Annotated in this window: 28 protein-coding genes; 19 read left to right on the top strand and 9 right to left on the bottom strand. The window is 51.1% G+C overall.

All coding sequences use genetic code 11. The features are described from left to right. Positions 1-171 precede the first annotated feature (171 nt). Entirely contained in the window at positions 172-1,674 is a 1,503-nt protein-coding gene (proP, locus tag JEM67_RS10510) for a glycine betaine/L-proline transporter ProP (RefSeq protein ID WP_004942953.1), read from the top strand. Positions 1,675-1,886: 212 nt separating this feature from the next. On the opposite strand, the gene JEM67_RS10505 is transcribed toward proP, so the two are convergent. After that, positions 1,887-2,444 carry a GNAT family N-acetyltransferase gene (locus JEM67_RS10505; RefSeq protein ID WP_199637253.1) on the bottom strand — a complete coding sequence of 186 codons (558 nt, stop codon included), beginning with the start codon at positions 2,442-2,444 and terminating at the stop codon, positions 1,887-1,889. A 124-nt stretch (positions 2,445-2,568) separates the two neighbouring features. On the opposite strand from JEM67_RS10505, the gene JEM67_RS10500 reads away from it, so the two are divergent. Continuing rightward, positions 2,569-2,703, top strand: a complete 135-nt coding sequence (locus tag JEM67_RS10500) for a hypothetical protein (RefSeq protein WP_041416033.1) — start codon at positions 2,569-2,571, stop codon at positions 2,701-2,703. Positions 2,704-2,771: 68 nt separating this feature from the next. On the opposite strand, the gene eptB is transcribed toward JEM67_RS10500, so the two are convergent. Beyond that, entirely contained in the window at positions 2,772-4,424 is a 1,653-nt protein-coding gene (gene eptB, locus JEM67_RS10495) for a kdo(2)-lipid A phosphoethanolamine 7''-transferase (protein ID WP_199637251.1), read from the bottom strand. Between the two features lie 464 nt (positions 4,425-4,888). Here eptB and JEM67_RS10490 point away from each other — a divergent pair, with 464 nt between their 5' ends. Together JEM67_RS10490 and JEM67_RS10485 are read left to right on the top strand one after the other, a co-directional pair. Next, complete coding sequence (locus JEM67_RS10490) at positions 4,889-5,203, top strand: hypothetical protein (protein ID WP_239440989.1); 315 nt, start codon at positions 4,889-4,891, stop codon at positions 5,201-5,203. A gap of 766 nt (positions 5,204-5,969) precedes the next feature. Continuing rightward, positions 5,970-6,116 carry a hypothetical protein gene (locus tag JEM67_RS10485; protein WP_199637249.1) on the top strand — a complete coding sequence of 49 codons (147 nt, stop codon included), beginning with the start codon at positions 5,970-5,972 and terminating at the stop codon, positions 6,114-6,116. 121 nt (positions 6,117-6,237) lie between these two features. Here JEM67_RS10485 and JEM67_RS10480 read toward each other — a convergent pair whose 3' ends face one another. The 5 genes from JEM67_RS10480 to JEM67_RS10460 are packed head-to-tail and all read right to left on the bottom strand — an operon-like array spanning position 6,238 to position 9,592. Next, entirely contained in the window at positions 6,238-7,254 is a 1,017-nt protein-coding gene (locus tag JEM67_RS10480; RefSeq protein ID WP_199637247.1) for a phage integrase, read from the bottom strand. Next, complete coding sequence (locus JEM67_RS10475) at positions 7,251-8,099, bottom strand: BRCT domain-containing protein (protein ID WP_199637245.1); 849 nt, start codon at positions 8,097-8,099, stop codon at positions 7,251-7,253. The genes JEM67_RS10480 and JEM67_RS10475 overlap by 4 nt, the downstream gene beginning before the upstream one ends. A gap of 17 nt (positions 8,100-8,116) precedes the next feature. Beyond that, positions 8,117-8,746 carry a hypothetical protein gene (locus JEM67_RS10470; RefSeq protein WP_199637243.1) on the bottom strand — a complete coding sequence of 210 codons (630 nt, stop codon included), beginning with the start codon at positions 8,744-8,746 and terminating at the stop codon, positions 8,117-8,119. A 9-nt stretch (positions 8,747-8,755) separates the two neighbouring features. Beyond that, entirely contained in the window at positions 8,756-9,181 is a 426-nt protein-coding gene (locus tag JEM67_RS10465) for a helix-turn-helix domain-containing protein (RefSeq protein ID WP_199637241.1), read from the bottom strand. 15 nt (positions 9,182-9,196) lie between these two features. After that, positions 9,197-9,592: a helix-turn-helix domain-containing protein gene (locus tag JEM67_RS10460; RefSeq protein ID WP_199637239.1), complete on the bottom strand. Its 396-nt coding sequence runs from the start codon at positions 9,590-9,592 to the stop codon at positions 9,197-9,199. Between the two features lie 278 nt (positions 9,593-9,870). Here JEM67_RS10460 and JEM67_RS10455 point away from each other — a divergent pair, with 278 nt between their 5' ends. The 15 genes from JEM67_RS10455 (at position 9,871) to JEM67_RS10385 (ending at position 18,313) form a co-directional block, all read left to right on the top strand. Continuing rightward, positions 9,871-10,074 carry a DNA-binding protein gene (locus JEM67_RS10455; protein ID WP_199637237.1) on the top strand — a complete coding sequence of 68 codons (204 nt, stop codon included), beginning with the start codon at positions 9,871-9,873 and terminating at the stop codon, positions 10,072-10,074. Positions 10,075-10,083: 9 nt separating this feature from the next. Beyond that, positions 10,084-10,293: a DUF4761 family protein gene (locus tag JEM67_RS10450; protein ID WP_199637234.1), complete on the top strand. Its 210-nt coding sequence runs from the start codon at positions 10,084-10,086 to the stop codon at positions 10,291-10,293. Continuing rightward, on the top strand, positions 10,290-10,538 hold the full coding sequence (locus JEM67_RS10445; protein ID WP_199637232.1) for a hypothetical protein: 249 nt from the start codon (positions 10,290-10,292) through the stop codon (positions 10,536-10,538). Before JEM67_RS10450 ends, JEM67_RS10445 begins: the two co-directional genes overlap by 4 nt. Next, a complete protein-coding gene (locus tag JEM67_RS10440) occupies positions 10,535-10,798 on the top strand; it encodes a hypothetical protein (protein ID WP_079449381.1) in 264 nt (87 codons plus the stop codon). The genes JEM67_RS10445 and JEM67_RS10440 overlap by 4 nt, the downstream gene beginning before the upstream one ends. Before the next feature lie 103 nt (positions 10,799-10,901). Continuing rightward, positions 10,902-11,210, top strand: a complete 309-nt coding sequence (locus JEM67_RS10435) for a hypothetical protein (RefSeq protein ID WP_199637230.1) — start codon at positions 10,902-10,904, stop codon at positions 11,208-11,210. Between the two features lie 73 nt (positions 11,211-11,283). Next, positions 11,284-11,481, top strand: coding sequence for a hypothetical protein (locus tag JEM67_RS10430; protein WP_199637228.1), 198 nt, complete (start codon positions 11,284-11,286; stop codon positions 11,479-11,481). A gap of 354 nt (positions 11,482-11,835) precedes the next feature. Next, positions 11,836-12,657: a Dam family site-specific DNA-(adenine-N6)-methyltransferase gene (locus JEM67_RS10425; protein ID WP_199637226.1), complete on the top strand. Its 822-nt coding sequence runs from the start codon at positions 11,836-11,838 to the stop codon at positions 12,655-12,657. After that, positions 12,654-12,914 carry a DUF3850 domain-containing protein gene (locus JEM67_RS10420; RefSeq protein WP_343286230.1) on the top strand — a complete coding sequence of 87 codons (261 nt, stop codon included), beginning with the start codon at positions 12,654-12,656 and terminating at the stop codon, positions 12,912-12,914. The genes JEM67_RS10425 and JEM67_RS10420 overlap by 4 nt, the downstream gene beginning before the upstream one ends. Continuing rightward, a complete protein-coding gene (locus tag JEM67_RS10415) occupies positions 12,908-13,309 on the top strand; it encodes a hypothetical protein (protein ID WP_199637224.1) in 402 nt (133 codons plus the stop codon). Before JEM67_RS10420 ends, JEM67_RS10415 begins: the two co-directional genes overlap by 7 nt. Next, a complete protein-coding gene (locus JEM67_RS10410) occupies positions 13,306-15,912 on the top strand; it encodes a replication endonuclease (RefSeq protein WP_199637222.1) in 2,607 nt (868 codons plus the stop codon). The genes JEM67_RS10415 and JEM67_RS10410 overlap by 4 nt, the downstream gene beginning before the upstream one ends. Further along, the gene (locus JEM67_RS10405; protein ID WP_199637220.1) at positions 15,912-16,136 is read left to right on the top strand and encodes a hypothetical protein; all 225 of its coding nucleotides are present in this window, start codon (positions 15,912-15,914) and stop codon (positions 16,134-16,136) included. Before JEM67_RS10410 ends, JEM67_RS10405 begins: the two co-directional genes overlap by 1 nt. A 94-nt stretch (positions 16,137-16,230) precedes the next feature. Next, a complete protein-coding gene (locus JEM67_RS10400) occupies positions 16,231-16,506 on the top strand; it encodes a type II toxin-antitoxin system HicA family toxin (protein ID WP_199637218.1) in 276 nt (91 codons plus the stop codon). Beyond that, on the top strand, positions 16,503-16,865 hold the full coding sequence (locus JEM67_RS10395) for a type II toxin-antitoxin system HicB family antitoxin (RefSeq protein ID WP_199637216.1): 363 nt from the start codon (positions 16,503-16,505) through the stop codon (positions 16,863-16,865). Before JEM67_RS10400 ends, JEM67_RS10395 begins: the two co-directional genes overlap by 4 nt. A 55-nt stretch (positions 16,866-16,920) precedes the next feature. Then, entirely contained in the window at positions 16,921-17,832 is a 912-nt protein-coding gene (locus JEM67_RS10390; protein WP_199637214.1) for an endonuclease/exonuclease/phosphatase family protein, read from the top strand. Between the two features lies 1 nt (position 17,833). Beyond that, positions 17,834-18,313 carry a hypothetical protein gene (locus JEM67_RS10385; RefSeq protein WP_199637212.1) on the top strand — a complete coding sequence of 160 codons (480 nt, stop codon included), beginning with the start codon at positions 17,834-17,836 and terminating at the stop codon, positions 18,311-18,313. A gap of 456 nt (positions 18,314-18,769) precedes the next feature. Here JEM67_RS10385 and JEM67_RS10380 read toward each other — a convergent pair whose 3' ends face one another. Together JEM67_RS10380 and JEM67_RS10375 are read right to left on the bottom strand one after the other, a co-directional pair. Then, the gene (locus JEM67_RS10380) at positions 18,770-19,825 is read right to left on the bottom strand and encodes a phage portal protein (RefSeq protein ID WP_199637210.1); all 1,056 of its coding nucleotides are present in this window, start codon (positions 19,823-19,825) and stop codon (positions 18,770-18,772) included. Between the two features lies 1 nt (position 19,826). After that, positions 19,827-21,548 (bottom strand): terminase large subunit domain-containing protein, encoded by a 1,722-nt coding sequence (locus JEM67_RS10375; protein ID WP_199637208.1) that lies wholly within the window; start codon positions 21,546-21,548, stop codon positions 19,827-19,829. Between the last annotated feature and the right edge of the window lie 62 nt (positions 21,549-21,610).

Genomic DNA, 21,610 nt, shown 5'->3' with positions numbered 1-21,610 from the left:
TGACATATTCCTGCTAAAAGCGGGCACATTGCGTGATTCGCATCACACAAAAATAGTGGCATGGGATCTCTCCACATGGAGATCAGATTAGCCATACTGATAACTTGACAGAAGAAAGTGAACGAGGATTGCGAATTCACGTACGACTAAAATTGATTAAGGGATGATTATATGAAGTTAAGAAAAAAACGACATAAGCCGATGCATATTAATGACATCACCATCATCGACGACAGCAAGCTGAAGAAAGCGATTACCGCGGCTGCATTAGGCAACGCGATGGAATGGTTTGACTTCGGTGTCTATGGCTTCGTAGCCTACGCCCTTGGGCAAGTGTTTTTCCCTGGCGCCACCCCCGGCGTGCAGATGATTGCCGCACTGGCAACGTTCTCCGTTCCCTTCCTGGTGCGCCCGTTAGGCGGCCTGTTCTTTGGCGCGATGGGTGATAAATTCGGCCGCCAGAAGGTCCTTTCCATCACCATTATTATCATGGCGGTAAGCACCTTCTGTATTGGCCTGATCCCTTCATATGCTTCGATCGGCATCTGGGCGCCGGTGCTGCTGCTGCTGGCCAAACTGGCGCAGGGCTTCTCGGTGGGCGGCGAATACTCGGGCGCGGCGATCTTCGTCGCTGAATACTCGCCCGACAGAAAGCGCGGCTTTATGGGCAGTTGGCTTGATTTCGGCTCCATTGCCGGCTTCGTGCTCGGCGCAGGCGTAGTGGTGCTGATTTCCAGCATCGTCGGCGAAAGCAACTTCCTCGACTGGGGTTGGCGTATTCCGTTCTTTATCGCTGCACCGCTAGGCCTGATCGGTCTGTATCTGCGCCATGCGCTGGAAGAAACCCCGGCGTTCCAGCAGCACGTGGAGAAGATGGAGAAAGAAGATCGCGATGCCATCGGAAACCCGCCGAAGACCTCGTTTAAAGAGATCGCGGCCAAGCATTGGCGAAGCCTGCTGGTGTGCGTCGGTATCGTAATTTCCACCAACGTAACCTACTATATGCTGCTGACCTACATGCCGAGCTACCTGTCGCATAACCTGCACTACTCGGAAGATCACGGCGTACTGATCATCATCGCCATCATGATCGGCATGCTGTTTGTTCAGCCGGTGATCGGCCTGGCCAGCGACCGCATTGGCCGCAAGCCGTTTATCATTGGCGGCAGCATCGGGCTGCTGTTGCTGTCGATACCCTGCTTTATCCTGATCAACAGCAACGTGATTGGTCTGATCTTTGTCGGCCTGCTGGTGTTGGCGGTGCTGCTGAACTCCTTCACCGGCGTGATGGCCTCTACCCTGCCGGCGATGTTCCCGACACATATTCGTTACAGCGCACTGGCGATTTCGTTCAACATCTCGGTTCTGGTCGCCGGCGCTACGCCGACGGTGGCCGCCTGGTTGGTCGAGTCGACCGGTAACCTGTATATGCCGGCGTACTACCTGATGGTGGTGGCGGTGATTGGCCTGATCACCGGCCTGTATATGAAGGAAACCGCCAACAAACCGCTACGGGGTGCTACCCCGGCCGCCTCGGATCGTACGGAAGCCAAAGAGCTGTTGCAGGAAACCTACGACAACATCGAACAGAAGGTTGAGGATATCAACGAGCAGATTGCCGAGCTGGAGAGGAAAAAGCAGACGCTTGTCGACCAGCATCCGAAACTGGACTAAAGCCCTCCCACGGGGTTGATGCCGCTCGGTTAGGCAATACATGATCGGTTGAACGATCCCATGGGTCGGTAAAAATCCGTAATCTCACTGCAGATTACGGATTTTTTTATACCCCTGACGCTGTCAAAGCAACCCCGGACAAGAAACCTGAATACCGGATTCAAAAGCAACGGGCCGAGTCGACGCAGCGCCCCGTCATTCCCACCGGCTTGCTACTCTGTGTGCTGTGGATTAATCAATGAGGTCAATACGTGATCCTGCCAGCGGCCGGCAATCTTCAGATAAGACTTTGCATAGCCTTCTTTCTCGAAGCCGAGGCGCAGCAACAGCTTTTCACTGCGAGCGTTCGTCGGTATATAGGCCGCCATAATGCGGTGCAGACCCAACTCACCAAACAGGTGACCGATGGCGGCGGTTAGCGCCTGGGTCATTATGCCTTTACCTTCGTGCCGGGCAGCGATCGAATAGCCCAGATGGCAGGCCTGGAATGGGCCGCGAGCAACATGGGTAAAATTGCAGGCACCCAGCATTTCAGTGCCTGCGCCATTGACGATACCAAATTGATAGGCACCCCCCTGTTCAGCGTCTTTCCCCGCCTGCCAAAGCCGCTGCTGAATAACTTCAACGTTGTAAAAGTCATCTGGCCGGATCGGCTCCCACGGCAAAAGATGCTGTTGATTCTCACGAAAATAAAGATGAGCAATTTCAGTATCGCTGTCTGTCAGGATCTTCAGACGCAGGTCATTTCCTGCCATGCTCAAGATTTTCATTGCCATCCTCCATTTTTATCCAACCGGCAACCTGAGTAACTCAGGCATTATTACGTCGATATTTTATCCCTGAAACGATTGATGCTAAGCTTAAAAAATATTAACCCATTGAAGAATATAACCAATGAGCAAAATGGACGTGCTGATTATCATTGGAGTGGTGATCATGGCCGCTCTCTGGATAGGTACGATGTTTAACCTCGGGGATCTCGCAGCCCGCTTTTCACGCTTCTTCCACTGGATTGAAAGCCTGCGCTAACGCCCCCCTACCGCATAATCCTCCAAAAAAAACCGCCTTACGGCGGTTTGAACATTTCTCACAATGGCTCAGTTCACCTGACACCAGTTATGCGGTTTCACGATACCGCCATCCGGTGAGGTATAGCCGATACAGCCCAGTACGCTGTCGAACAACTTCTCATGGAACACCGGCGTTTTGGCCTGTTGCAGCGCTTTTAACTGATTAAATGCGGCCTGGTGATCGGGTTGGCTGAGAAACTTGTCGGATGCCCAAACCATGATGGGAACCGTGCGCTGTTCCTTCGGTGCGCGGTCACGCGGCGTACCGTGGAAATGCATATTTTCCGAGATCGACTCACCGTGATCCGAGGCGTAAAACACGATGGCGTTACGGTTACGTAACTGATTGAACACTTGCTCAAGGAAATAATCGGTGTACAGCAGGCTGTTGTCGTAAGAGTTGATCATCTCCTCCGTAGAGCAGGCGTCATCAATACCCTGGCACTCCGGCTTGTAACGGGCAAAAGCGCGAGGATAGCGTTCGGTATACATATAGTGCGAGCCTTTGGTATGCAGAATGACCAAATGCTTGCCCTGCGGGTGGCGACCTAATGAATCCTGCAACTCGTCAATCAGCGCCATGTCATTCACCGGTTTGCCGACGTTGCGTTTTTCCGCCTGAATGCTTTCTCTCAGCGCATAATCATCCGCCTGAGTTTTGTTATAGAACCAGGCTTCACTTTGCATCGAAAACAGCTCCGACGAAAAGCCCTGCTTTTTCAGTACCGAAAAGACGTTCATTTCCTTCAGCGTCCGCTCAGGTTCTTCAGCAGCCCCCCCTTCCCGCACAAACATGCAACGCAAAGAGAGTTTGGTCGAGGTGTCGCAGGAATAACCCTGTAACACCGCCAGGTTGGTTTCCTTATCAAGGTAAGGCGTGTTGTCGCGCTGGTAGCCGTAAACGCCCATGTGATCGCGTCTGGCGCTTTCGCCAATCACAAACACCACATAGAGGTCATTCACGTCTTTCGGCGGCTGATAGGTAAAATGCGCAGCGGGATCGAACAGATTGCGGCTGTCTTCCGCTCGGCTGTATGAGCTGTAGGTCAGCAGTCCCAGCGCAGATAGCCAGTTAGACGGTGAATAGCTGCCGGCGACTACGCCACCATAGCTGGCCATCAATTGGTTATTTTCGCGATCGTGGCGATCCTGCACCTGCCCCATAAGCGTGAGCGGCAACCAACAGCACACCCCGGCAGCCAACATAATGCCGCCCTTTTTAAACAACGTCGCCCAGTTACTGCGCTTGAGTGCGGCTTCATGCATCGGCGCCAGCCAGATGAACAGCAGCGGCAACAAACTTACCAGCACCATCCACACGCCAAAATGCCAACCAACCGACTCTTTGGACAAATCAACGTCGGTGGTCATCACCGCCGCCAGGATGCCATAGCCAATATCGACGTGGAACAACACCATATAATAGCTGGCGGCAACCGAGCTCAGGACCAGTAACGATGCCAGAATGCGGAACAGTCGACGCCCCAAAAACGAAATCAGTAGAGTGATGAAGCACACCAGGCAAAAGGCCGCGACGACCTCAATGCCGATCGACAGTAAATTGTCGTAATTGAGCTGCTGATAACGACGATAAAATATGGGGATATTGAGCAAGACACCAAGATAAAACGCGATAAAGAAAGAGACCTGCAACTGGGTCCAATGTCGAAACTTCTGCATTATTAATACCATTCTCGCCAAAGTGAATTCATAACTGCTGACTGACACAGGTTGTGTGTGGTTGAGGGCTATGCGCTTACCCTGCTATTGAATGGTAATCTGACAGATAATTCGAGCCGATGTTGCCGCCACGAGGAATTTTAACGCTGTTATACTGTAACAAACCGTGTGCAAAGGGGGTTATTCATCAAAAACCTCGCCGACCCAGCCCGCGGAACGGTCTGGCGGATAAGAGATTCGCGCTCAGCATGCTTACTGCCTCTGGACCCGCCGCTGAAAAGTTTTGACACACTGCCGGATATTCATCAGCCCCCAACGTCTTCCCCGTGATTCATCTTGGTACGCTTAGATACCGAAGCTGTGACATGAGGTTATTCCTAATTAGCCATCTAGATTGCCGCTGGCTATTGATAGGAATATTCCTATTACGTTATCGTGAACCTACCACGAAGGCATGCACCTAAGTGGAATTTGCACTATTTTATTTTTTAATGGCTTCTCAGCCCGCTTCAGGCGGCGCTTTATATTTCACCAGCGGTAGAAACACTATGATTGATTACTCTCTTTACGGTCTCGACAATAAAGACGTCGAGTTGTACCGTGAGCAAATATACAACCTCGTAGGCAAGAGCGTTGTTCAGGTACTCTCGTCCAGCAAGCCCATCACCAAGCAAAACATTCTCGCCTATCTGATCAAAGAGGTCGAAAGACAGCCCGAGGACTATTGCCAAAAACTGCACAGAGCCGCTATCGAGGTCATTGGGGTTAGCGGTCGTTAGCGGGGATGTATGCGGAAATCGGACCTGTGCGCCCATCGCTATTCTGGTTGTTGGTGGCCAATGCCACGCGAATAAGGTGCCGTTGCCTGGAAGGCATTGATGGGGGCTAAGCTTTAGTTGTGGGGAAAACGATATCCGGCTATCAGAACACCGTTCAAATAGCCGGATATCGTCTCAATTGCGTGACATAGCGGGTGTCAGGTTAAGCGATATACCCGGATACCACATGTTGACAGCATCACTAGCCAGACCAATATTCAACCTGACGGCACACTAAGGGCCAGCGACGAAGAAAGATGTTGAGCAGGGATAACACTCAATTTTTCAAATAGCTATCACTAGCGGCACTCACCGGAGATCGCATTTTTCCCCTGGGGACAAACATCGGAACTTTGCGGAATAACGCCCAATATCGATCCAAAAGACCCTGAGCACCCAGATAGCATTACAATAATTAATAAAAATAGTCCTCCTCTCATACGACGCTCCTTCTCTTTTTTTACTCTCCGGTTATATATCACTTATCGCTAACCGTCTCAAAAAACTGCCATATTTTATGAGAAAAGCAGATGTCACCGGCATTTAGCCTTACGGCTCTCTTGCGGATTACATCCGCGTTTCGAACCGAAGCGTAATCCAGCGGTCGTCTGGAATGCTCATAAGTTTAGACAATTGGGAGCGTCCATCAGTGAAACTGGGGCGTTAACATTGAATAAACGATGAGGCATGACCGAAAAATAGCCATCATTCTGGCTGTGGGAGAGCAGTGATAGAAGCAAAATATTATGAAGTGGATTTTCAGGCACAAAAAAACCGCCTTCCGGCGGTCACGACATTACTGCATATTGCTTTGATTATTCTGGAATTATTTTCCCTGGTACCCGGGGCGGGACTTGAACCCGCACAGCCATAAGCCGAGGGATTTTAAAAACTATCCAAGGCTTTTAAAAATCATAACCTTATGATTTAAAAGAAAAGTAAAATTAACCATAGTTGAGATTTGCTGTGCGTATACGATTTTTATCGCCACTGTTTTAAGCCTCCAAACGCTCAGCTCCGAGGCTATCAAATGGATTGAGAGTAACTGCGGCCTCTAGGTGCTCAGGTGCAAAATGCGCGTATCTCATCGTCATTGTAATCGAGCTATGTCCCAGTATCTGCTGCAGCACAAGAATATTACCCCCGCGCATCATAAAATGACTTGCGAACGTGTGTCTTAAAACGTGCGTGCGCTGCCCTGCTGGAAGTTCAATGCCTGCACGCTTGAGAGCGGAACCGAAAGCCTCATAGCACGGCGCGAAAAGATTGCCTCGCTTTCTGGGTAGTAATGCCTGCACTTTGGCGGATATTGGAATGGTTCTATTCTTCTTGCTTTTTGTCTGGGTAAAGGTAAGGCGCCCGGGCATTACCTGAGATTGCTTTAAATCTTGAGCCTCACTCCAGCGCGCGCCAGTCGCTAGGCAAATGCGAACCACGGCCCCAAGATCTTTATTTGCAGACTCGTCACAAGCATCAAGTAGACGTTGAATCTCATCGTCATATAAAAATGCCAGCTCCTGATCGCCTTCACGGAATTGCCGAATGCCATCCAGTGGGTTATCTCCCTGCCATTCTCCGAGGCGTTTCAATTCAGAAAATACAGCATGCAGGTATGAATACTCCCGATTAACTGTTGCCTCTTTCAGCTGTTTTTTACCTTTCGGGTTCCACTCACCGCGCAACCGACGCTCGCGGTAAATGGCAAACATGTTTTTATCGAATGTGTCGACCAGTGGATCACCAAGACGCTCGCAGATGGCCTCAAGCTTAGCCTTTCTCTCTTCTCCAGAGGTGAGCGATTTGCCATGCATTTCGTACCAGCGCGTTACGAGATCAGATAACTTTTGAGTGTTGGTCTCAATATTTGAGCCATGAGCAGCACTCATGATGCGGCGCTCATACGAGAGCGCCTCACCTTTCGTTGCTCGTGTTACCCGAATTCTCTTGCCAGAAGCACCGTAGGGATAACACTCACAGAGCCACTTGCCAGAAGTTAGTTTACGAACAGTCATAATTCAGTCTCGGCATCTTCTGCAGAGCTCGCATACGCCAAGGTAATGAACATCTCGGCTGCATTATCTAGATGGGCATATGTCGAAATAAACTCGATCTCAGGACACCTACAAACAAAAGGACGAGTTAAATTTTCAGGTTGGTAGCGCAGGCTAACAACAGGAGACTTGCGAGGTTTGCCATTTTTAAAAAAATCACAAACATCTAACCGATTACACAATCCGGAGCCATCATTGTAAGTTGCAACATGCCAACCCATACCTAGAAGCGTGTCATTAAAAGCCAGAAAAACATCAGATATATCCCTGTATAACCCGTGTGTATATTTTTTCCTCGATTTCATATTTCGTTTTTGAATCGGCACATCCAGCATTCTGACGCCTGATATTTCAATTTTACCCACACTAAAAGATTTTACTGGATGCCCAACACTGGATAAGTCAACCGCACGCAAAGTGAAATTATCAAGAAGTGTAAGTGGAATGATTCGCCGCTCTTTACCGCTCGACGTGCCACCATGATAAAAAACAGATATTTCATCCCTTTTATCAATAGCCGACCAAATAATGTCTAAAAACTCATTCGAGTCATATATGGTCATTTGTGTCGATTTACTAGGTCTAGCGCTAAGGTCAGGAAGGTTATAAAAATCAACCTCGGATAGTAAAGCTGAATTATTCTGTTTTGCTTTATTAATTTTACTTGGCCCTGCGCTGTCTCCACAACATAAGTAATCAAGCCCTTTCGTAACATCTTTGCTAACCGAATAACCAAGGGATAAAGCGATGTTCGTTAATTCACTTTTTTTATTTTTACTAAAACCAGTAAAGCAGATAGTTTTCATATTAGCCCTCTGTTATTTCAAAAAATAAAGGCTCCCAACAGTATGCCTGCTGCAAAAACGAGAAGGAACTCTTTGGCGTAAGTCTGAATGAGCTTAAGGGTACTTAATCGCGGAGATTGAGCTGTGACCTGGTCTAAGTACGTTGTTTGAGATTGCTGCTCAAGCCATGAAAGCGCTAACTGTAGCTGAGAGCGGGTTAAGTCATTGAGCCGCCCCGTGCCAAAATTAATATTACAGTAGCGAATGAGCTTTTGCCTGACCTCATTGTCTTCACTATTCCTAAGAAGAAGACTGACCATAGCTTTGCTTGCATCTTTTTCTTTGTACCTATCAAGCATGGCCTGAAGGAAGCTAACTGCTGCCTGATATTGGTTTATGGTCATATCTTCAATGCTACCAACACCAACCTCAGCATGTACCTTTTGCCAAACAACGAATGCTTCGTTGTCTCCAGCTTCGGCTATGGCTGCTACAAGGCGGTTAAGTTCCTTGCGCTGGGCTTTAACGAGTGGGCGCTTATCTTCATTTTCGGAAGGAATAGCAATATTGACGGTGTGACTACCATCAAATCGATGTATCTGGATTTTATTTTCATTAAAGTCACGACCGGCAACGCGATTTTTTTCACCTGTCGAATTTACCGTCATGAAACCTCCTTATTTCTTGTTTTCGTTGTAAACCCTGCCCGCCACGCGGTCTCCTTGACTAGTAACGCTAACTGTATTTGACGCAGAGCTACCAGCGCTCAATGCTGCTAGTGCTGCAGCTTTAACCACCAATGGAGCCGACCTGTAAAGCTGGATAAGCTCAAGCTCCTCATTTGATATCTCTCCTGCTGAAGCAGAGCGGTTACCCGTAAGTATGTACAAAACATCTGCACCAATCTCCGCAAGGCGAACCAAATACCTTGCTCCCGGAGCCGTTTCATCTCTCTCATACATGGCCTGCGCGTTTCGAGAGAAATCCGCCAGCTTTGCAAAATCACCTTGATTTAAATTGAATTTCTTTCGCTCTTCACGCAACCGACCACCAATATCGTTACCAGCAATCCTGTTATGCCTACCCTTAGAATCACTCCCCATAGAGGCCCTCCTGAACTATTTATTCTTGTACTCATGAAAGTCACGTCCAGCAATCCTTTGGCCGCTTCCACCGCTCACGCTTATTGCTTTGGAATCTGCAACAGAGCTACCAGCGGTAAGAGCAGCAAGTGCAGCCACCTTAACAGCCAGTGGGGCCGCCCTGAAATGCCCAAGTAGTTCTTGCTCATCATTAGTTAAGGCTTCAGCAGACCGAACGCCAGTAACCACATACAGCACATCTAAGCCAAATTTTGACAATGCCAACAGATACTCAGCATCAGGACTGTTGTCGCCTTTTTCGTACTTGAGCTGGGTTTGTTTTCTAACGCCGCCAAGATCCCCCATGGCAACTTGTGTAAATCCCAGGCGCTCTCGTTCCTCTCTCAATCGAGTTCCGATACTTATTTTCATTTCTTTTCTCTTGACTGGTACGTTTTTTCGTACCAGAATAATTCTCACATACACTTAGCAGGTCATAATATACCACTATGAAACAAGATCTCCATGAGCCCCGCTCACGTTTACCTCGTGGGATTGCTGCAAAAAATCCAATTCCTATGCGCTTGTCGGAGAATGAACGCGCCGAACTCGAAGCAATCGCCACACGCGAAAGCCGCTCCAGTTCAAGCATGGCGCGCCTGATCTTTCTTCGCGGGCTTGAGTCATTCACAGCTGAATGAGGCGCGGTAATGAGAAACGTAACTATCAACATATCTGTACCAACTGGCTACGTCTCGCTCGAACGCTATGCCGAAATGGTTCAAATCCCGTTGGCCACCTGCCGCCGGATGGTTCGTGACGGAAGGATAATCATCCGCCCGAAAAATAAGGCAAAGGACAAGGTTGAGGTCAATCTCGTTGCAATGTTGAAAGACGCCATCGACAACAGCTGAGATCCCAATATGGACGCGCATAACAAAGCATTGATACAGCTATCGAAACACACTTTCGTTTATCGCGGGTTCACGATTCAGAAATGCCCCCGCCATAGCGAAACGAATCGCACGGCCTATCAGCTGGTAAGCAACGGAGATTATTTCGGTCGTGATTTCGCGCTGGCGGAAGCCATGCGCACCGTGGACAAGATGATCAACAGGAAGAGGCCAACATGAGCGGCAACCCATTCTACGACGCAGCAAACGCCGTGATCGCTCAATACGACAAGCGAATGCAGTACATGAAACCAGAGCGCGCGGTGAGTGAATCGGCGTCAGCGGTGATCAATCTCGGACGTATCGCAGACGCAGCACGCTATGCCGGCCACCCTGCTGCCAGCATCGTTATCGAGAACGCCGCGAAGTATTGGCAGTGCTACGGCAAAAAACCGGCGACATTCTCAGAGGACACAACAGCATGAAACAGCCTTACCGCATTCTGATCGACGCGCTGCTGCTGCAGTACCACACCAAAGCGACCAATCTGCACAGCGCTTCCGCTGTGGCGCCAGAGGTTCGCCAGGTATCGCTGAACGATTACGCATTCCGCCTGTGCATCGGCCTGACTGGCCTGCTGAGTACGGCAGAGGCTGCTGGAGATGGCCCGGCAGCCGCCGTTATCGATCGTTTGATCATGCGCTGCAACAACGGCGATATTCCGCAACCTGAAATTTCAGCTTAGCCGGGTACGCCCGGCCCTATCTGAGAGCGCATCTCAACCTTTAACGGTGGGTGATTGGCGTCACGGGATGCGCTCCCAGATAGGTAACAGTGTGGGGGCTTTTATGAGCATGACAGTTGAGCAAATAAAATCCGTTGAGTGTTTCGTCAATAATGCCAAGTCATTACTGGCGCGCGCTAAAAACAAAAATCACACAGCCTGTTTTTATAACAAGCTGATGGCGAGTGAAAAAAAAGCCATTTGCACATTAGGCAATATTGATAGCCGCACAAAGTTAACGGCTAGGCACATCGAAATGAAGTTCGAGGAAATGAGTTACGCAGAAAGGCGGGCCGTTTTTCGAGGAATAAAAATTCTACAAAAGTTAAACCGCGATATCCCGTCATTAATAAACATTACTGACTGCGATTAATTAAACAGCGTTATTAAAAATAATGCCGCCTTCATGGTGGCGGGTTTCTTACACCCTGAAATCAGGAGGAGATATGCAAGACGACGAATTACACAAAGCGTTTATTAATGCCCGCCGCTCTGAGCGGCTGCAACTGCTTGAGCTGTTGGAAAGCAAACTTGACCGCCTGGCCGCGGATAACTTCACCCGCGACCAAGTATTAAAAACGTTGAAGGACTGGATCAGCATCCGCCGGTCTACCGACGTACCAAAAATGGAGAAGCCTCAATGATGGCTTTCTTTCTCACCCTTGCCGCCATCTGGGCGGTCATCTTGTTTGGGTTGGTTGGCTGGGTTGCCTACCGCTTTTGCAGATCCTGCCGCGCCTTCAATCGGCAGAGTTTGCCGCCAGAACTACGTAATTACGACTAGGAGCAACAATGGCTGATCAGATCGATATGGCACAAGAACGGCACCAGCTGATTCTTGAGTCTCAAATCGCCGCGCCCGCAGCAATGCGGGCCTTCTGCTTTCACCTGTGAAACCTGTGACGCGCCGATACCTGAACCTCGTCCATGGCGTAACGCGCTGCGTTACCTGCCGGGAAATTCACGAAGCCAAATCACGGCATATCAAGGGGTAATCCATGAACAAACCCGTCCTTAAATGGCTGGGTAGCAAAGCCCGCATCATCGACACACTGCGCCAGCACCTGCCGGAAGGTAGGCGCCTTGTTGAACCGTTCGTCGGCTCCGGCGCAGTTTTTCTCAATACCGACTATGACAGTTATCTCCTGTGCGATATCAACAGCGATCTGATCAACTTTCACAGCGTCGCCAAAAACCAACCTGAAGTGCTAATCCGTGAAGCGCGCCACCTATTCAACGCACACCCGGATCAGGAGGGCTATTACCGCGTACGCGCTGACTTCAATCTGCGCTGTGACAGCAATTTCATCTACCGTGCGGCGCAGTTCCTTTACCTGAACCGCCACACCTTCAACGGCGTTTGCCGCTACAACCTGAGCGGCGAGTTTAATTCGCCGTTCGGTCATCGAAAAGCGCCCTACTTCCCAGAAAACGAGATCAGAGCCTTCGCGGAAAAGGCGCAGGCCAAGAAAGCCATTTTCCTGTGCTGCAGCTTCCCAGAGGCGATCAGGATGGCCCAGGCTGGCGACGTGATTTATTGCGATCCGCCGTACATCCCAGCCAGCGCCACTGCCAGCTTTACCAGCTATCACACTGACGGCTTTACCAGCGAGCAGCAGCGCAAGCTGGCGCGCATGCTTCGTATCGCCGCCAAGCTGGGCCGCCACGTCGTGGCCTCGAACAGCGAGACGGACGCAGCCAAAGCGCTGTACGCCGATTTCGCTATCACCTCGATCACCGCCCGCCGCTCTGTCAGCGCTAAAGCTGCCAGCCGTGCAAACGCTGGCGAGATCATCGCGACTATGAGGGCGGCATCGTGAAAAAACACCACCTGAAGATCCACCCTGAACACCTCGCCGCCGTCATCTGTGGCGCGAAAAGAGCCGAATTCCGTATTAACGACCGTGACTTTGCCGTCGGCGATCTGCTGAGTCTGAACGGCTATACAAAGTTAGGTCACCTAGAAGGGTTTACCGGCGAGCACATCTGGGTGCGTATCACCCACATCACCGACCTGGCCGAATGGGCGCCCGGTTACGTGATGCTGAGTATCGAACGGGGGCCGTTCAAATGCTGAAGACATATACCGCCACCTCGATTGCGGCTCTCTATCCACGGCACAATCACATTCAAGATTTTCATGTGTTAGCGCATCTCAATCGAGTGCATGCCTTCGCCTGGGGTGACCGTCGTTGCGGAAAAACCTACGCAGCCAGCCAACAGGAGCTGATACGCACAGCGTTCCAACTTTCCACAGGCGCAACGCTGCAACTTCTTCACGCCAGAAGAAAGCAGCCTCTTATGGACAGGATGGTCGGTTATGACCCTGCCAGCGGCGCAGGAAAGTCAGTTGAGTGCGTATTTTGGCGCGATCCAGATACTGGCGCTTTAACGCTGCTGTCTGCCGAAAACGGCCCGCGTAAGTGGCGTAATTCGCCGTGGTTTTACTTTAACGAGTGGCCGTGGGCGTGAGTAAACCAGCCCGCGGAAGATACCAGCCATCACCGCCGCGCCCCTATCCGGGACGCGGCGCAGTTGCTTTTGACTGGCCCTATCCCTGGAACGCACCGAAGCAGGGGATCAACCCGTACACCGAAGACGCTGAAAAAGAGCTGAAACTCACCGACGCGCAACGGCGCCGGCAGCGTTGGATTGAGGTCACCGCGGATCAGGAGCGTGATCGTGATTCGCAGCTTTCCATTCTGGCGGAACAGCGCCGCGGCGAAGGCAAAGTCCAGTTGGTGCTTGGCGCACTGATGGCGCAGCCCGATTTTATTCGCTCGCCGCTACTGGCGCGCATCAGTGCCATTCGTAATAACAAGAAAGGCAACGGTGAGAAACTCTCCCGCAATTACATCTTGCGGACGGTCAAGACAATACTGACCCGCGTCGAGAAGATGCAGGCCAAACAGCTCACCTTTGGCCTGCAGCTGGTTGCCCGCCGCGAACGGCTAGACGATCTGCTGCGCCTACCTGAGCTGGACAAACGCGCGGTAAAATTGCTGGCAACCTTCACCGCCGCCCACTTTGAAACGCTGCTCGACCAGCAATGCACAAACCGACTTCACTCTGATGCCACGCCAAACGAAATCCTGCGCGTTTACGTGTCGTTGGGTACTGAGGCCGAACGCTTCAACGTGACGCCGCCCTGCTGGCATTCGCTGAACCCGTATCTGCGCCGACGCGGCGAACCGCCTTACGACAAAATCCCCGGCGCCATCGCCAGAATGTGCTGCGCGAACTGGTGGTTTACCAACTTGTGGGCGCTGCGCTGCCGCTGGCGTGAAGAGCTGTTGCGCGCCGCTGGCCTGGTACGTAAGCAGGATTCCGCCTACATCAGCGCCGACGCATTGACACACTTCCGCGAGCAACGCCGGCGCACCCGTGAATTTCTGAAAGCCTTCGAGCTAACCAACGAAGACGGCTTTTCCATCGATCTTGAAGATGCCTATTACGCTGGCCCCAGCAATCCACGCCACCGCCGCATAGAGATGATGACCACGGTCAAAGGCATGCAAGATATTGCCGAGATGCGCGGCGATTGCGCGGTCTGGTGCACGATTACCACACCGTCACGTTTTCACGCCACCATGATCGACGGGCGGTTAAACCCCAAATGGGCAACGAAAACCGTTCGTGACAGTAACGATTATTTGGTTAACCGATTCTTTGCCAGCGTCCGCAAAAAGCTGAACCGTCAGGGGCTGCGCTGGTACGGTATTCGCGTCGCCGAGCCGCATCACGACGGCACCGTCCACTGGCACATGATGGTTTTTTGCCGTCCAGATGACCGGGACGACATTGTCAGCATCCTGGAGGAGTTCGCCATTCGCGACGATCGCGCCGAGCTTGGCGACGACATAATGCCGCGCTTCAAGACCGAACTGATCACTGCGGAAAAGGGATCGCCAATTAGCTACATCGCGACCTATATCGGTAAGAACTTGGACGCCGAGCCCTTGCGAAAAGCGAACAAAGATACCGGTGAGCCGCCGGTCGACCACGAAAGCGGAAAAAGTATGGCCGACACGGTCGAGCATGCGCTCGGCTGGGCCAACCTGCACCGCGTGCACCAATTCCAGTTTTTCGGCATCCCATCACGCCAGGTTTACCGCGAGTTGCGCCGGCTGGCGACCCAGCTTGATCGGCAGGGTATCGACGCCAAGAAAACCCAGCGACTGAGCGATAAAGCCATGGATGACGTGATGAATGCCGCCGATGCCGGCTGTATCGCAACGTACATATTGAAACAAGGCGGCGTCTTGACGCCGCGTAACGATCACATCGTCCACACCGCCTACCTTCAGGCGGAAAAACCCAACGACTACGGCGAACTCGGCATTCAGATCTTCGGCGTCTGGTCACCAATGCTCGGTGAAGTGTCGCGTATTTGCACCCACCCCGACACCTGGACACTGAAGCGCAAACGTAAACCGGCGAGTGGCGAAGCCGCGCGCCAGGGGGTTGACGTTGAGGGTGGCGGCGCAGCCGCCGCCCCTTGGACTCGTGGCAATAACTGTCCGCCTGAGCAAGAACCGACCAACGAAGGCGAAGCAATTGCCACGACAGCCACGCCAGAAAATCTCGATTTTGAACGGATGAGCGCGAAAGAACGGCGTCAACTACTGCGGCAAATTCGCCAGTCGTCAGCAGAAGATAAAAGCAGTATGGTAAAAGCGCACATCGACAGGGTGCCACCACCAGTAGTTGACCAAAAACTCATGAAGTTACTGACAATCGAAGGCATCGAGTACGAAACCGGCGCACGTGCTCTTCTGCGTGGTTCGAAGTTAATAATCGGCGATCGCACTCTGTCATTAACCCTAGCGGGTGAGCTGGTAGAGCAGGAGCCACAAGAATACTGTCAAGGTGAGCGGTGCTGCGCTCCACTCCGAGAGGTAGACCTGCATTATGGCGACGTCGGGTTGTGTATTTGCTGCACTGAGAAGCTCTGGGGCCCAGAAGAAATGGAGCGCCGGCAGCGCGAGGCGCACCAGATTGCTGACGAACTCCGCCGCAAGGGGCATGGGCTATTACTCAACCGTTTGAAAAAAGTAATCATGAAAGAGAGCTGATGATGGGAAGAGACTATAAAGACGAATCTGAACGCGAAAGTGACTACCGGCAGTGGTTGAAATACCGGGAGTCATCTTGGGAAGAAAGGAACGGCCAACAACACGAAGAGCATCAGCAGGAAGGCCGCGGTAACGGTGTCTTTAGACAGTTTCCGAACCATCAAAAGCTGATAGAAAAGGCAGAACGGGAGTATTTTGATTCGCTCAAAAAGGAAGATGAGTAATATTTTCAGCCTTCGGCGCGAGTGACTTCATAACTTGACTTCACATTACCAAACGCACATAATGACTTCATAAAGTGACTTCATGGACTGCGAAATGAAAGAACAGGTTTCAGCGTTAAGGAAGCGACAAAAAAGCACTTTAGAACAGATATTTAAAACACCTGTTCTATCCGGGATTAAATGGTCAGAAGTGGAATCACTCATTAAGGCGCTGGGCGGGGAAGTCAAAGAGGGCCGCGGTTCACGATGCAAGTTCCTGCTCAATGGCAGCATCGCAAATTTTCACCGTCCCCACCCATCGCCAGACACGGATAAAGGCGCGGTGGTCAACCTCCGCGAATGGCTGGAAAGCATAGGAGTTAAGCCATGACAAAAGCAGCAGCAACACCAAACACCATGGAGATCGCCGGGCAACCGGCGATAATCAGCTACGTTCCAGAAATCGGTGCGTTTCGCGGTAAATTTCTCGGCCTGTCCGGCTACTGCGACTTTGTCTCTGACAGTATTCAGGGGCTAAAGGCTGAGGGCGAGCTCTCTTTGCGCGAATACATGGACGATTGCAGCGCCGCTGGCATCGAGCCCTACGCGCGCCAAGAGAAAATCAAGACATTCACCTTGCGTTACCCGGAATCGTTCGGGGAACGGCTGAACCAGGCTGCCGCAGAAAACGAAGTTTCAGTGAATGCCTTCATCGTTGAAACTCTCAATGAACGCATGAAGCATGCGTAAAAGAGTATATAGGGGATATTATGCTACGTTCTGATAAGTCAGGGAATTTATAAGCATGGTGATGACCTATGATACGAAAAAAATCACTTTTGCCTGGTGGAACACTAGTTTATCACCACACTCAAAGAAAAATACCGCTAGTGATGAACATAAAAGCTATGTGATATATACATTATTACGTTTAATAAATGATAAGTCAGTAGATGTTTTATGTTTGTGTGAAGTATCTAGTGAAGATGTTAATTTCATAGCAGAAGTATTAGCAGGCACTATTTTCTCAATTTACGATGGCACCCTTCGTAAGGGAAGGAAAAAATTCGATATTTGCGTTATTTACAAATCACAACTACTAGAGCTTATTGATTCAGGAATAATAAGTAAGAACCACACCAAAGGAGAATTAAATGCAGGCCAAGTGGTTAACTTCCTGATAAGAGAAACAAGTGAACCGATTACTTTATACTTAGTTCATTGGCCTAGTAGAATATACGACCATGAAGATTCGCCTAAAAAAATTCTTCTTGGTTCTCTTTTAAGGGAAGCTGTTCTGTCCAGCATAGAGAATAGAGGGATAGGAAACATTATTATATTAGGTGACTTTAATGAAGAACCATTTAATAAGAGTATTACCGATGCTCTTGGCGCATCAAGAGATATCACGCTTGTGAAAAAGGAACCAAAATTATTGTATAACCCATTTTGGAGACACATGACTAGGAACACCCTTCATCCACAGAGTCAAGAATATGATGGGTGTGGTACTTATTATTATAAAAACGATGAATCAAACAAATGGAAAACATTTGACCAAATAATATTTTCGTCAAGTTTTGTCAGAGATGGGAAATGGTTTCTTAACGAAGAGAAAACTGAAGTGTTTTATGACGATGACTTTATTAAATTCATTTTCAGTTCGAAATCAAAATTTGATCACTTACCAATAATCTCGTCAATTGAGAGGGCATAAAATGAAAGATTACAAAGCATCATTACTCGCGGGGATTGCGGCAGCAAAAAAAGCCGCAGATAACAAAAAAGAAGTGCACGAAGTAATAAATACATTGAGCTCACAGGTAATGGAGATTAGTGATAGCAAAGCGACTTTTGGTATTGTTTCCCTTAATCGCAGGCCAAAAAACGACGGAGCAGCTGCAATAATTGGCTTGGCTCATTTTATGGCATTACAAAAAGGAGAGGAGTATTTTGCCTTATGTGTATTCGATGAAAAAAACACTAACGGAATAGAAATTGCAGAATGGCTTCAAGATGATGCAGGATATCCATGCACAATTAAATACAATGGCCAACAGTTTTTCTGTTCAAATAAAACAGAACTGGAGAATTCCCTTGCGCAACTGCTTAAGGAAGTAAAAACGGGTGAAGCAATTCTCAAGCAAATTAGTAAATTTGATAGCAAGCTAAAACCTAGTGATGAGACACCAACGTAAAACACCTATGTAAAAGTAAGGACCATGCTTTTTCATTTGAGGTAATTGAGAATGTTCATTAGGCCCATTTAATAGAAAGCATTTTAATGCATAAACATGCACAATTTTGCACAATAATTAGATCGCCCCTATTGCGAACCTGCGCCAGTACTGGCGCGGGTTCGATCCACTTTGGATCTTGCACAATAAAGAGGGTGTGAGGCGCGCAGGCGAGGCGGGGAAGCAATTGCGCGCTTTGGGGCATGGGAAGGGGTCGTGTGTTGCCTGAATGGGCCGCTGTGAGGCTCTCGCCGTCACGTTGCTCTGGGCGTAATGAACAGACGATATCGCGCCAGCGGCCCGCATAGCGCGGCTGGCGGTGGGGAGCGATTCGAAGTGATGGGCGTAGCGCGTGATAGTGCTACTTGTCGGGGGATGGCCGCCATAGACAGCGGCGGCCGTGCTGCAGCGCCGGGGTTACTCTACGTCGAGCAGTGCATACGGGTTGAAGCGGATAACCTCCTCCCCCATCCAGTCGTTGACGTGCTTCATGGCTTCCATGATGGGCGTCAGCTCGTTGATGGCGAACACCCGCGCCGCCTTCTCCACGTCGCCGAAGGTGCCGTTACCTTCCGGCATGGCACCCATCAGCTGCGGCGGCACGCGGTGCGCGGCGAGGATATCGTCACGCGTGGCGGACTTGACGCCCAGGAATTCATCCTTGGCTGAGATCTGGCTGAACGGCAGGATCTGCACCGAGTCCTTACCCCCGTTCGGCGCGTGCAGCAGGATGTTTTTGAATGCCCCGCCGCGGCGCGTGTCGGTCAGCGTCTTCTTAAGCTTGTCGAGGCTTTCCTGATCGGCGATGGCGCTGTTGACGTAGACGATGCAGCCGGCATGGCTGCCGTTGTCGTAGTACAGCTTGCGGAACGTGTCGGCCGAGTGTGAAAGGTTGGCGGACAGCAGGCCCGCGAAGTATTCCGGCATGCCGTAGATCTCCTGGTGAATGTCCGGGTTGATCACATGGCAGACAGCGCCGGTCGGAAACTGATAATCATCAAGCCCCGCCTGGATAAACCAGTAGGTATCCAGGTCAGAGCCGCGGCGGGTATACTTCGCCAGCGTGTGGTGCAGTGCCAGCGGCCCTCCTAACACGTTACGGCGCAGCTCCAGGTAGGCATTGCCGAACACCACCCAATCCATGGCGAAGGCCGAGAACGCCTGGCGTGACAGCAACTTGTGCGGGATGAAACAACCGCCCAGCACGTTACGCTTGAATATAAGCGCCGACTGGTGCCAGCTGGCGTGGCCGAACTGGCGCGCCAGACCGTACCAGCTGATCGGCGTGTCGTAGTAGCGGCCGTTGTCGGCGCAGTACATCGAGTCGAGCAGATCGTAGGACGAGCTGACCGGCCAAGGGCCGTCGAATGAGAAGGTACTCAGGCCAGGGAGTTTTTGCAGCTCGGTCGCCAGATCAAGCTGTGTGTCTGCGGCGGGCTGCTGGCGTGCGTGCGGGGATTTTCTTTTGCTCACGTTAATACTCCATAACCGTCATGGTGCTGCCGCCATCTTGTCCCAGCGGTTCGTTAATGATTGCCAGCATGGTCGCCCATGCTAGGTCGCCATGGCTCACGCCACGGCTGCGGTCGGTGTCATATGTAATCATCCCGCCGGGCGTCACTACCTTGCGTACCGCTCCAAATGCAGCGATCAAGTCGCGCTCCCCGCGGTCATACTCCCAACGACCTCCGCGGACAATCTGCTGCATTTTCAGTACCAGCATGCGTTTACTTGCCGGGTTGAACTGATAGCAGACCGCCGCCGGAAAACGCTTCCTGACCAGTTGCCAAACCGCCTCACCAATCCCCTGCCCATCAATACCAATGTGCTGCACGTTATAGCGATCCAACATGCCAATAATTAGGTTTGCCTGAGCCTCAAATTCCATACCGCGGACGCGCTGCATTTCAATCGTGCGGAATTTCCCCCCGCCGACCAGCGGTATCGCGTTCACAGAAATGGCGCCGCTGTCCCCGTTGCCGCTGGCACCATTGGGGTCATAACCAATCCAGACCGGGCGATCGGCCATCGGCCGCATGGCGTAGGGTTTCCAGTCTAGCCAGTCGTCATAACTGTCGGCGGCACAACTCAGTAATGCGTTGTAATCAAATGCAGATTCGCCGTTGCGGATAAACTGACAGCCATAGAGGTTATCGTATTCTTCCGGGCTTTTTTCATCGCGGATTTCATCGATATCGGTCAAATCCCAGCCGTGATCGACCGCATCTTGCAACGTCACGATCTGGCGCCAGATTTTATCCGGACACATCAAGCCGCTGTTTAACGTTTTCCATGATGTATCGAATTCAATACGTTTCGCAGCCGATCGCCCCTTGTTATATGCCTCCCCCGTCCAGAATGGGTAGGCTTCATGACTTTCCGCCGAAGGGGTAGAAAAATAGGTCGTCGTCAACCCCGCCAGCGTCGCCATCGCTCCAGCCACTCTTTTCAGGTTGGCAAACTGGCTAACCCAGAAAAACTCATCGAAAAACAAATTGCCGGTGTACGACTGCGCCGACGCCGCCGCCGTGCCGAGAAAATGCAACTCAGCGCCGTTAGCCAACTGGATCATATCTCCGCCCTTTAGTTCCACGTCGACCTCGGCTGCGGCGGAACGAATAAAGCTGCGGAACTGGTACGCCTGCCGGCGGCTGGCTGACAGAAATATCTGATTGAGCTGGTACTTGTATTTCACATCACCGGATAGCGCGCGGAGCAGCGCCTCGCGAGCAAAATACCAGGTTGCCCCTATCTGTCGGCTTTTCAGCACCATGCGTTGGCGGTGGTGGTGATTGTCGTACCAGCCCCGCTGGTGCCAGTGCAGCGAACCCAGAATGTTTTCACGCAGCTGCGCGATCTGCGCTTCTGAGAAAAAGTTTTGTTTCTTGCGCACTTTCTTCTTCGGCTGCGTGGCCGGCGTGCCGTTATCCAGCTTCTTCAACTGGCGCGTCAGCAGGTCAATTTCCTTGAAGTCGCCGCCGCTCTTTTTATCCTTGCCGGTCAGTTGCACCAGGCGTGCATCGATTGAAGTTGTGACACGTTGAATAGGTGGCGTTTCGTCCCATTCGTCGCGCTTCTTCCAGGCGTAAACCGTGTTTTGGTTGATGCCCATCAGGCGTGCGATTTCCGCCGGCGGGTAACCCTGCCAGTAAAGCTGTCGTGCCCGATGTCGGGTGAATGTTTCTTGAACCGTCATTGTCTCCCCCCATGCCCTGCCGGGGAGGTTAACCCGCGCGCGCGCAGGCTTTCTCGCGGTGC

Source organism: Serratia sp. PAMC26656, from assembly GCF_016469055.2.
GTDB classification, from domain to species: Bacteria; Pseudomonadota; Gammaproteobacteria; order Enterobacterales; family Enterobacteriaceae; genus Serratia; species Serratia plymuthica.
Note: the sequence above shows the minus strand (reverse complement) of the source record. Positions and strands in the feature narration are given on the sequence as shown.

Coding starts and splice junctions, on each gene's coding strand:
- proP (WP_004942953.1), top strand. CDS start 172: ATGAAGTTAAGAAAAAAACGACATAAGCCGATGCATATTAATGACATC.
- JEM67_RS10505 (WP_199637253.1), bottom strand. CDS start 2,444: ATGAAAATCTTGAGCATGGCAGGAAATGACCTGCGTCTGAAGATCCTG.
- JEM67_RS10500 (WP_041416033.1), top strand. CDS start 2,569: ATGAGCAAAATGGACGTGCTGATTATCATTGGAGTGGTGATCATGGCC.
- eptB (WP_199637251.1), bottom strand. CDS start 4,424: ATGCAGAAGTTTCGACATTGGACCCAGTTGCAGGTCTCTTTCTTTATC.
- JEM67_RS10480 (WP_199637247.1), bottom strand. CDS start 7,254: ATGACTGTTCGTAAACTAACTTCTGGCAAGTGGCTCTGTGAGTGTTAT.
- JEM67_RS10475 (WP_199637245.1), bottom strand. CDS start 8,099: ATGAAAACTATCTGCTTTACTGGTTTTAGTAAAAATAAAAAAAGTGAA.
- JEM67_RS10470 (WP_199637243.1), bottom strand. CDS start 8,746: ATGACGGTAAATTCGACAGGTGAAAAAAATCGCGTTGCCGGTCGTGAC.
- JEM67_RS10465 (WP_199637241.1), bottom strand. CDS start 9,181: ATGGGGAGTGATTCTAAGGGTAGGCATAACAGGATTGCTGGTAACGAT.
- JEM67_RS10460 (WP_199637239.1), bottom strand. CDS start 9,592: ATGAAAATAAGTATCGGAACTCGATTGAGAGAGGAACGAGAGCGCCTG.
- JEM67_RS10455 (WP_199637237.1), top strand. CDS start 9,871: ATGAGAAACGTAACTATCAACATATCTGTACCAACTGGCTACGTCTCG.
- JEM67_RS10450 (WP_199637234.1), top strand. CDS start 10,084: ATGGACGCGCATAACAAAGCATTGATACAGCTATCGAAACACACTTTC.
- JEM67_RS10445 (WP_199637232.1), top strand. CDS start 10,290: ATGAGCGGCAACCCATTCTACGACGCAGCAAACGCCGTGATCGCTCAA.
- JEM67_RS10440 (WP_079449381.1), top strand. CDS start 10,535: ATGAAACAGCCTTACCGCATTCTGATCGACGCGCTGCTGCTGCAGTAC.
- JEM67_RS10435 (WP_199637230.1), top strand. CDS start 10,902: ATGAGCATGACAGTTGAGCAAATAAAATCCGTTGAGTGTTTCGTCAAT.
- JEM67_RS10430 (WP_199637228.1), top strand. CDS start 11,284: ATGCAAGACGACGAATTACACAAAGCGTTTATTAATGCCCGCCGCTCT.
- JEM67_RS10425 (WP_199637226.1), top strand. CDS start 11,836: ATGAACAAACCCGTCCTTAAATGGCTGGGTAGCAAAGCCCGCATCATC.
- JEM67_RS10415 (WP_199637224.1), top strand. CDS start 12,908: ATGCTGAAGACATATACCGCCACCTCGATTGCGGCTCTCTATCCACGG.
- JEM67_RS10405 (WP_199637220.1), top strand. CDS start 15,912: ATGATGGGAAGAGACTATAAAGACGAATCTGAACGCGAAAGTGACTAC.
- JEM67_RS10400 (WP_199637218.1), top strand. CDS start 16,231: ATGAAAGAACAGGTTTCAGCGTTAAGGAAGCGACAAAAAAGCACTTTA.
- JEM67_RS10395 (WP_199637216.1), top strand. CDS start 16,503: ATGACAAAAGCAGCAGCAACACCAAACACCATGGAGATCGCCGGGCAA.
- JEM67_RS10390 (WP_199637214.1), top strand. CDS start 16,921: ATGGTGATGACCTATGATACGAAAAAAATCACTTTTGCCTGGTGGAAC.
- JEM67_RS10385 (WP_199637212.1), top strand. CDS start 17,834: ATGAAAGATTACAAAGCATCATTACTCGCGGGGATTGCGGCAGCAAAA.
- JEM67_RS10375 (WP_199637208.1), bottom strand. CDS start 21,548: ATGACGGTTCAAGAAACATTCACCCGACATCGGGCACGACAGCTTTAC.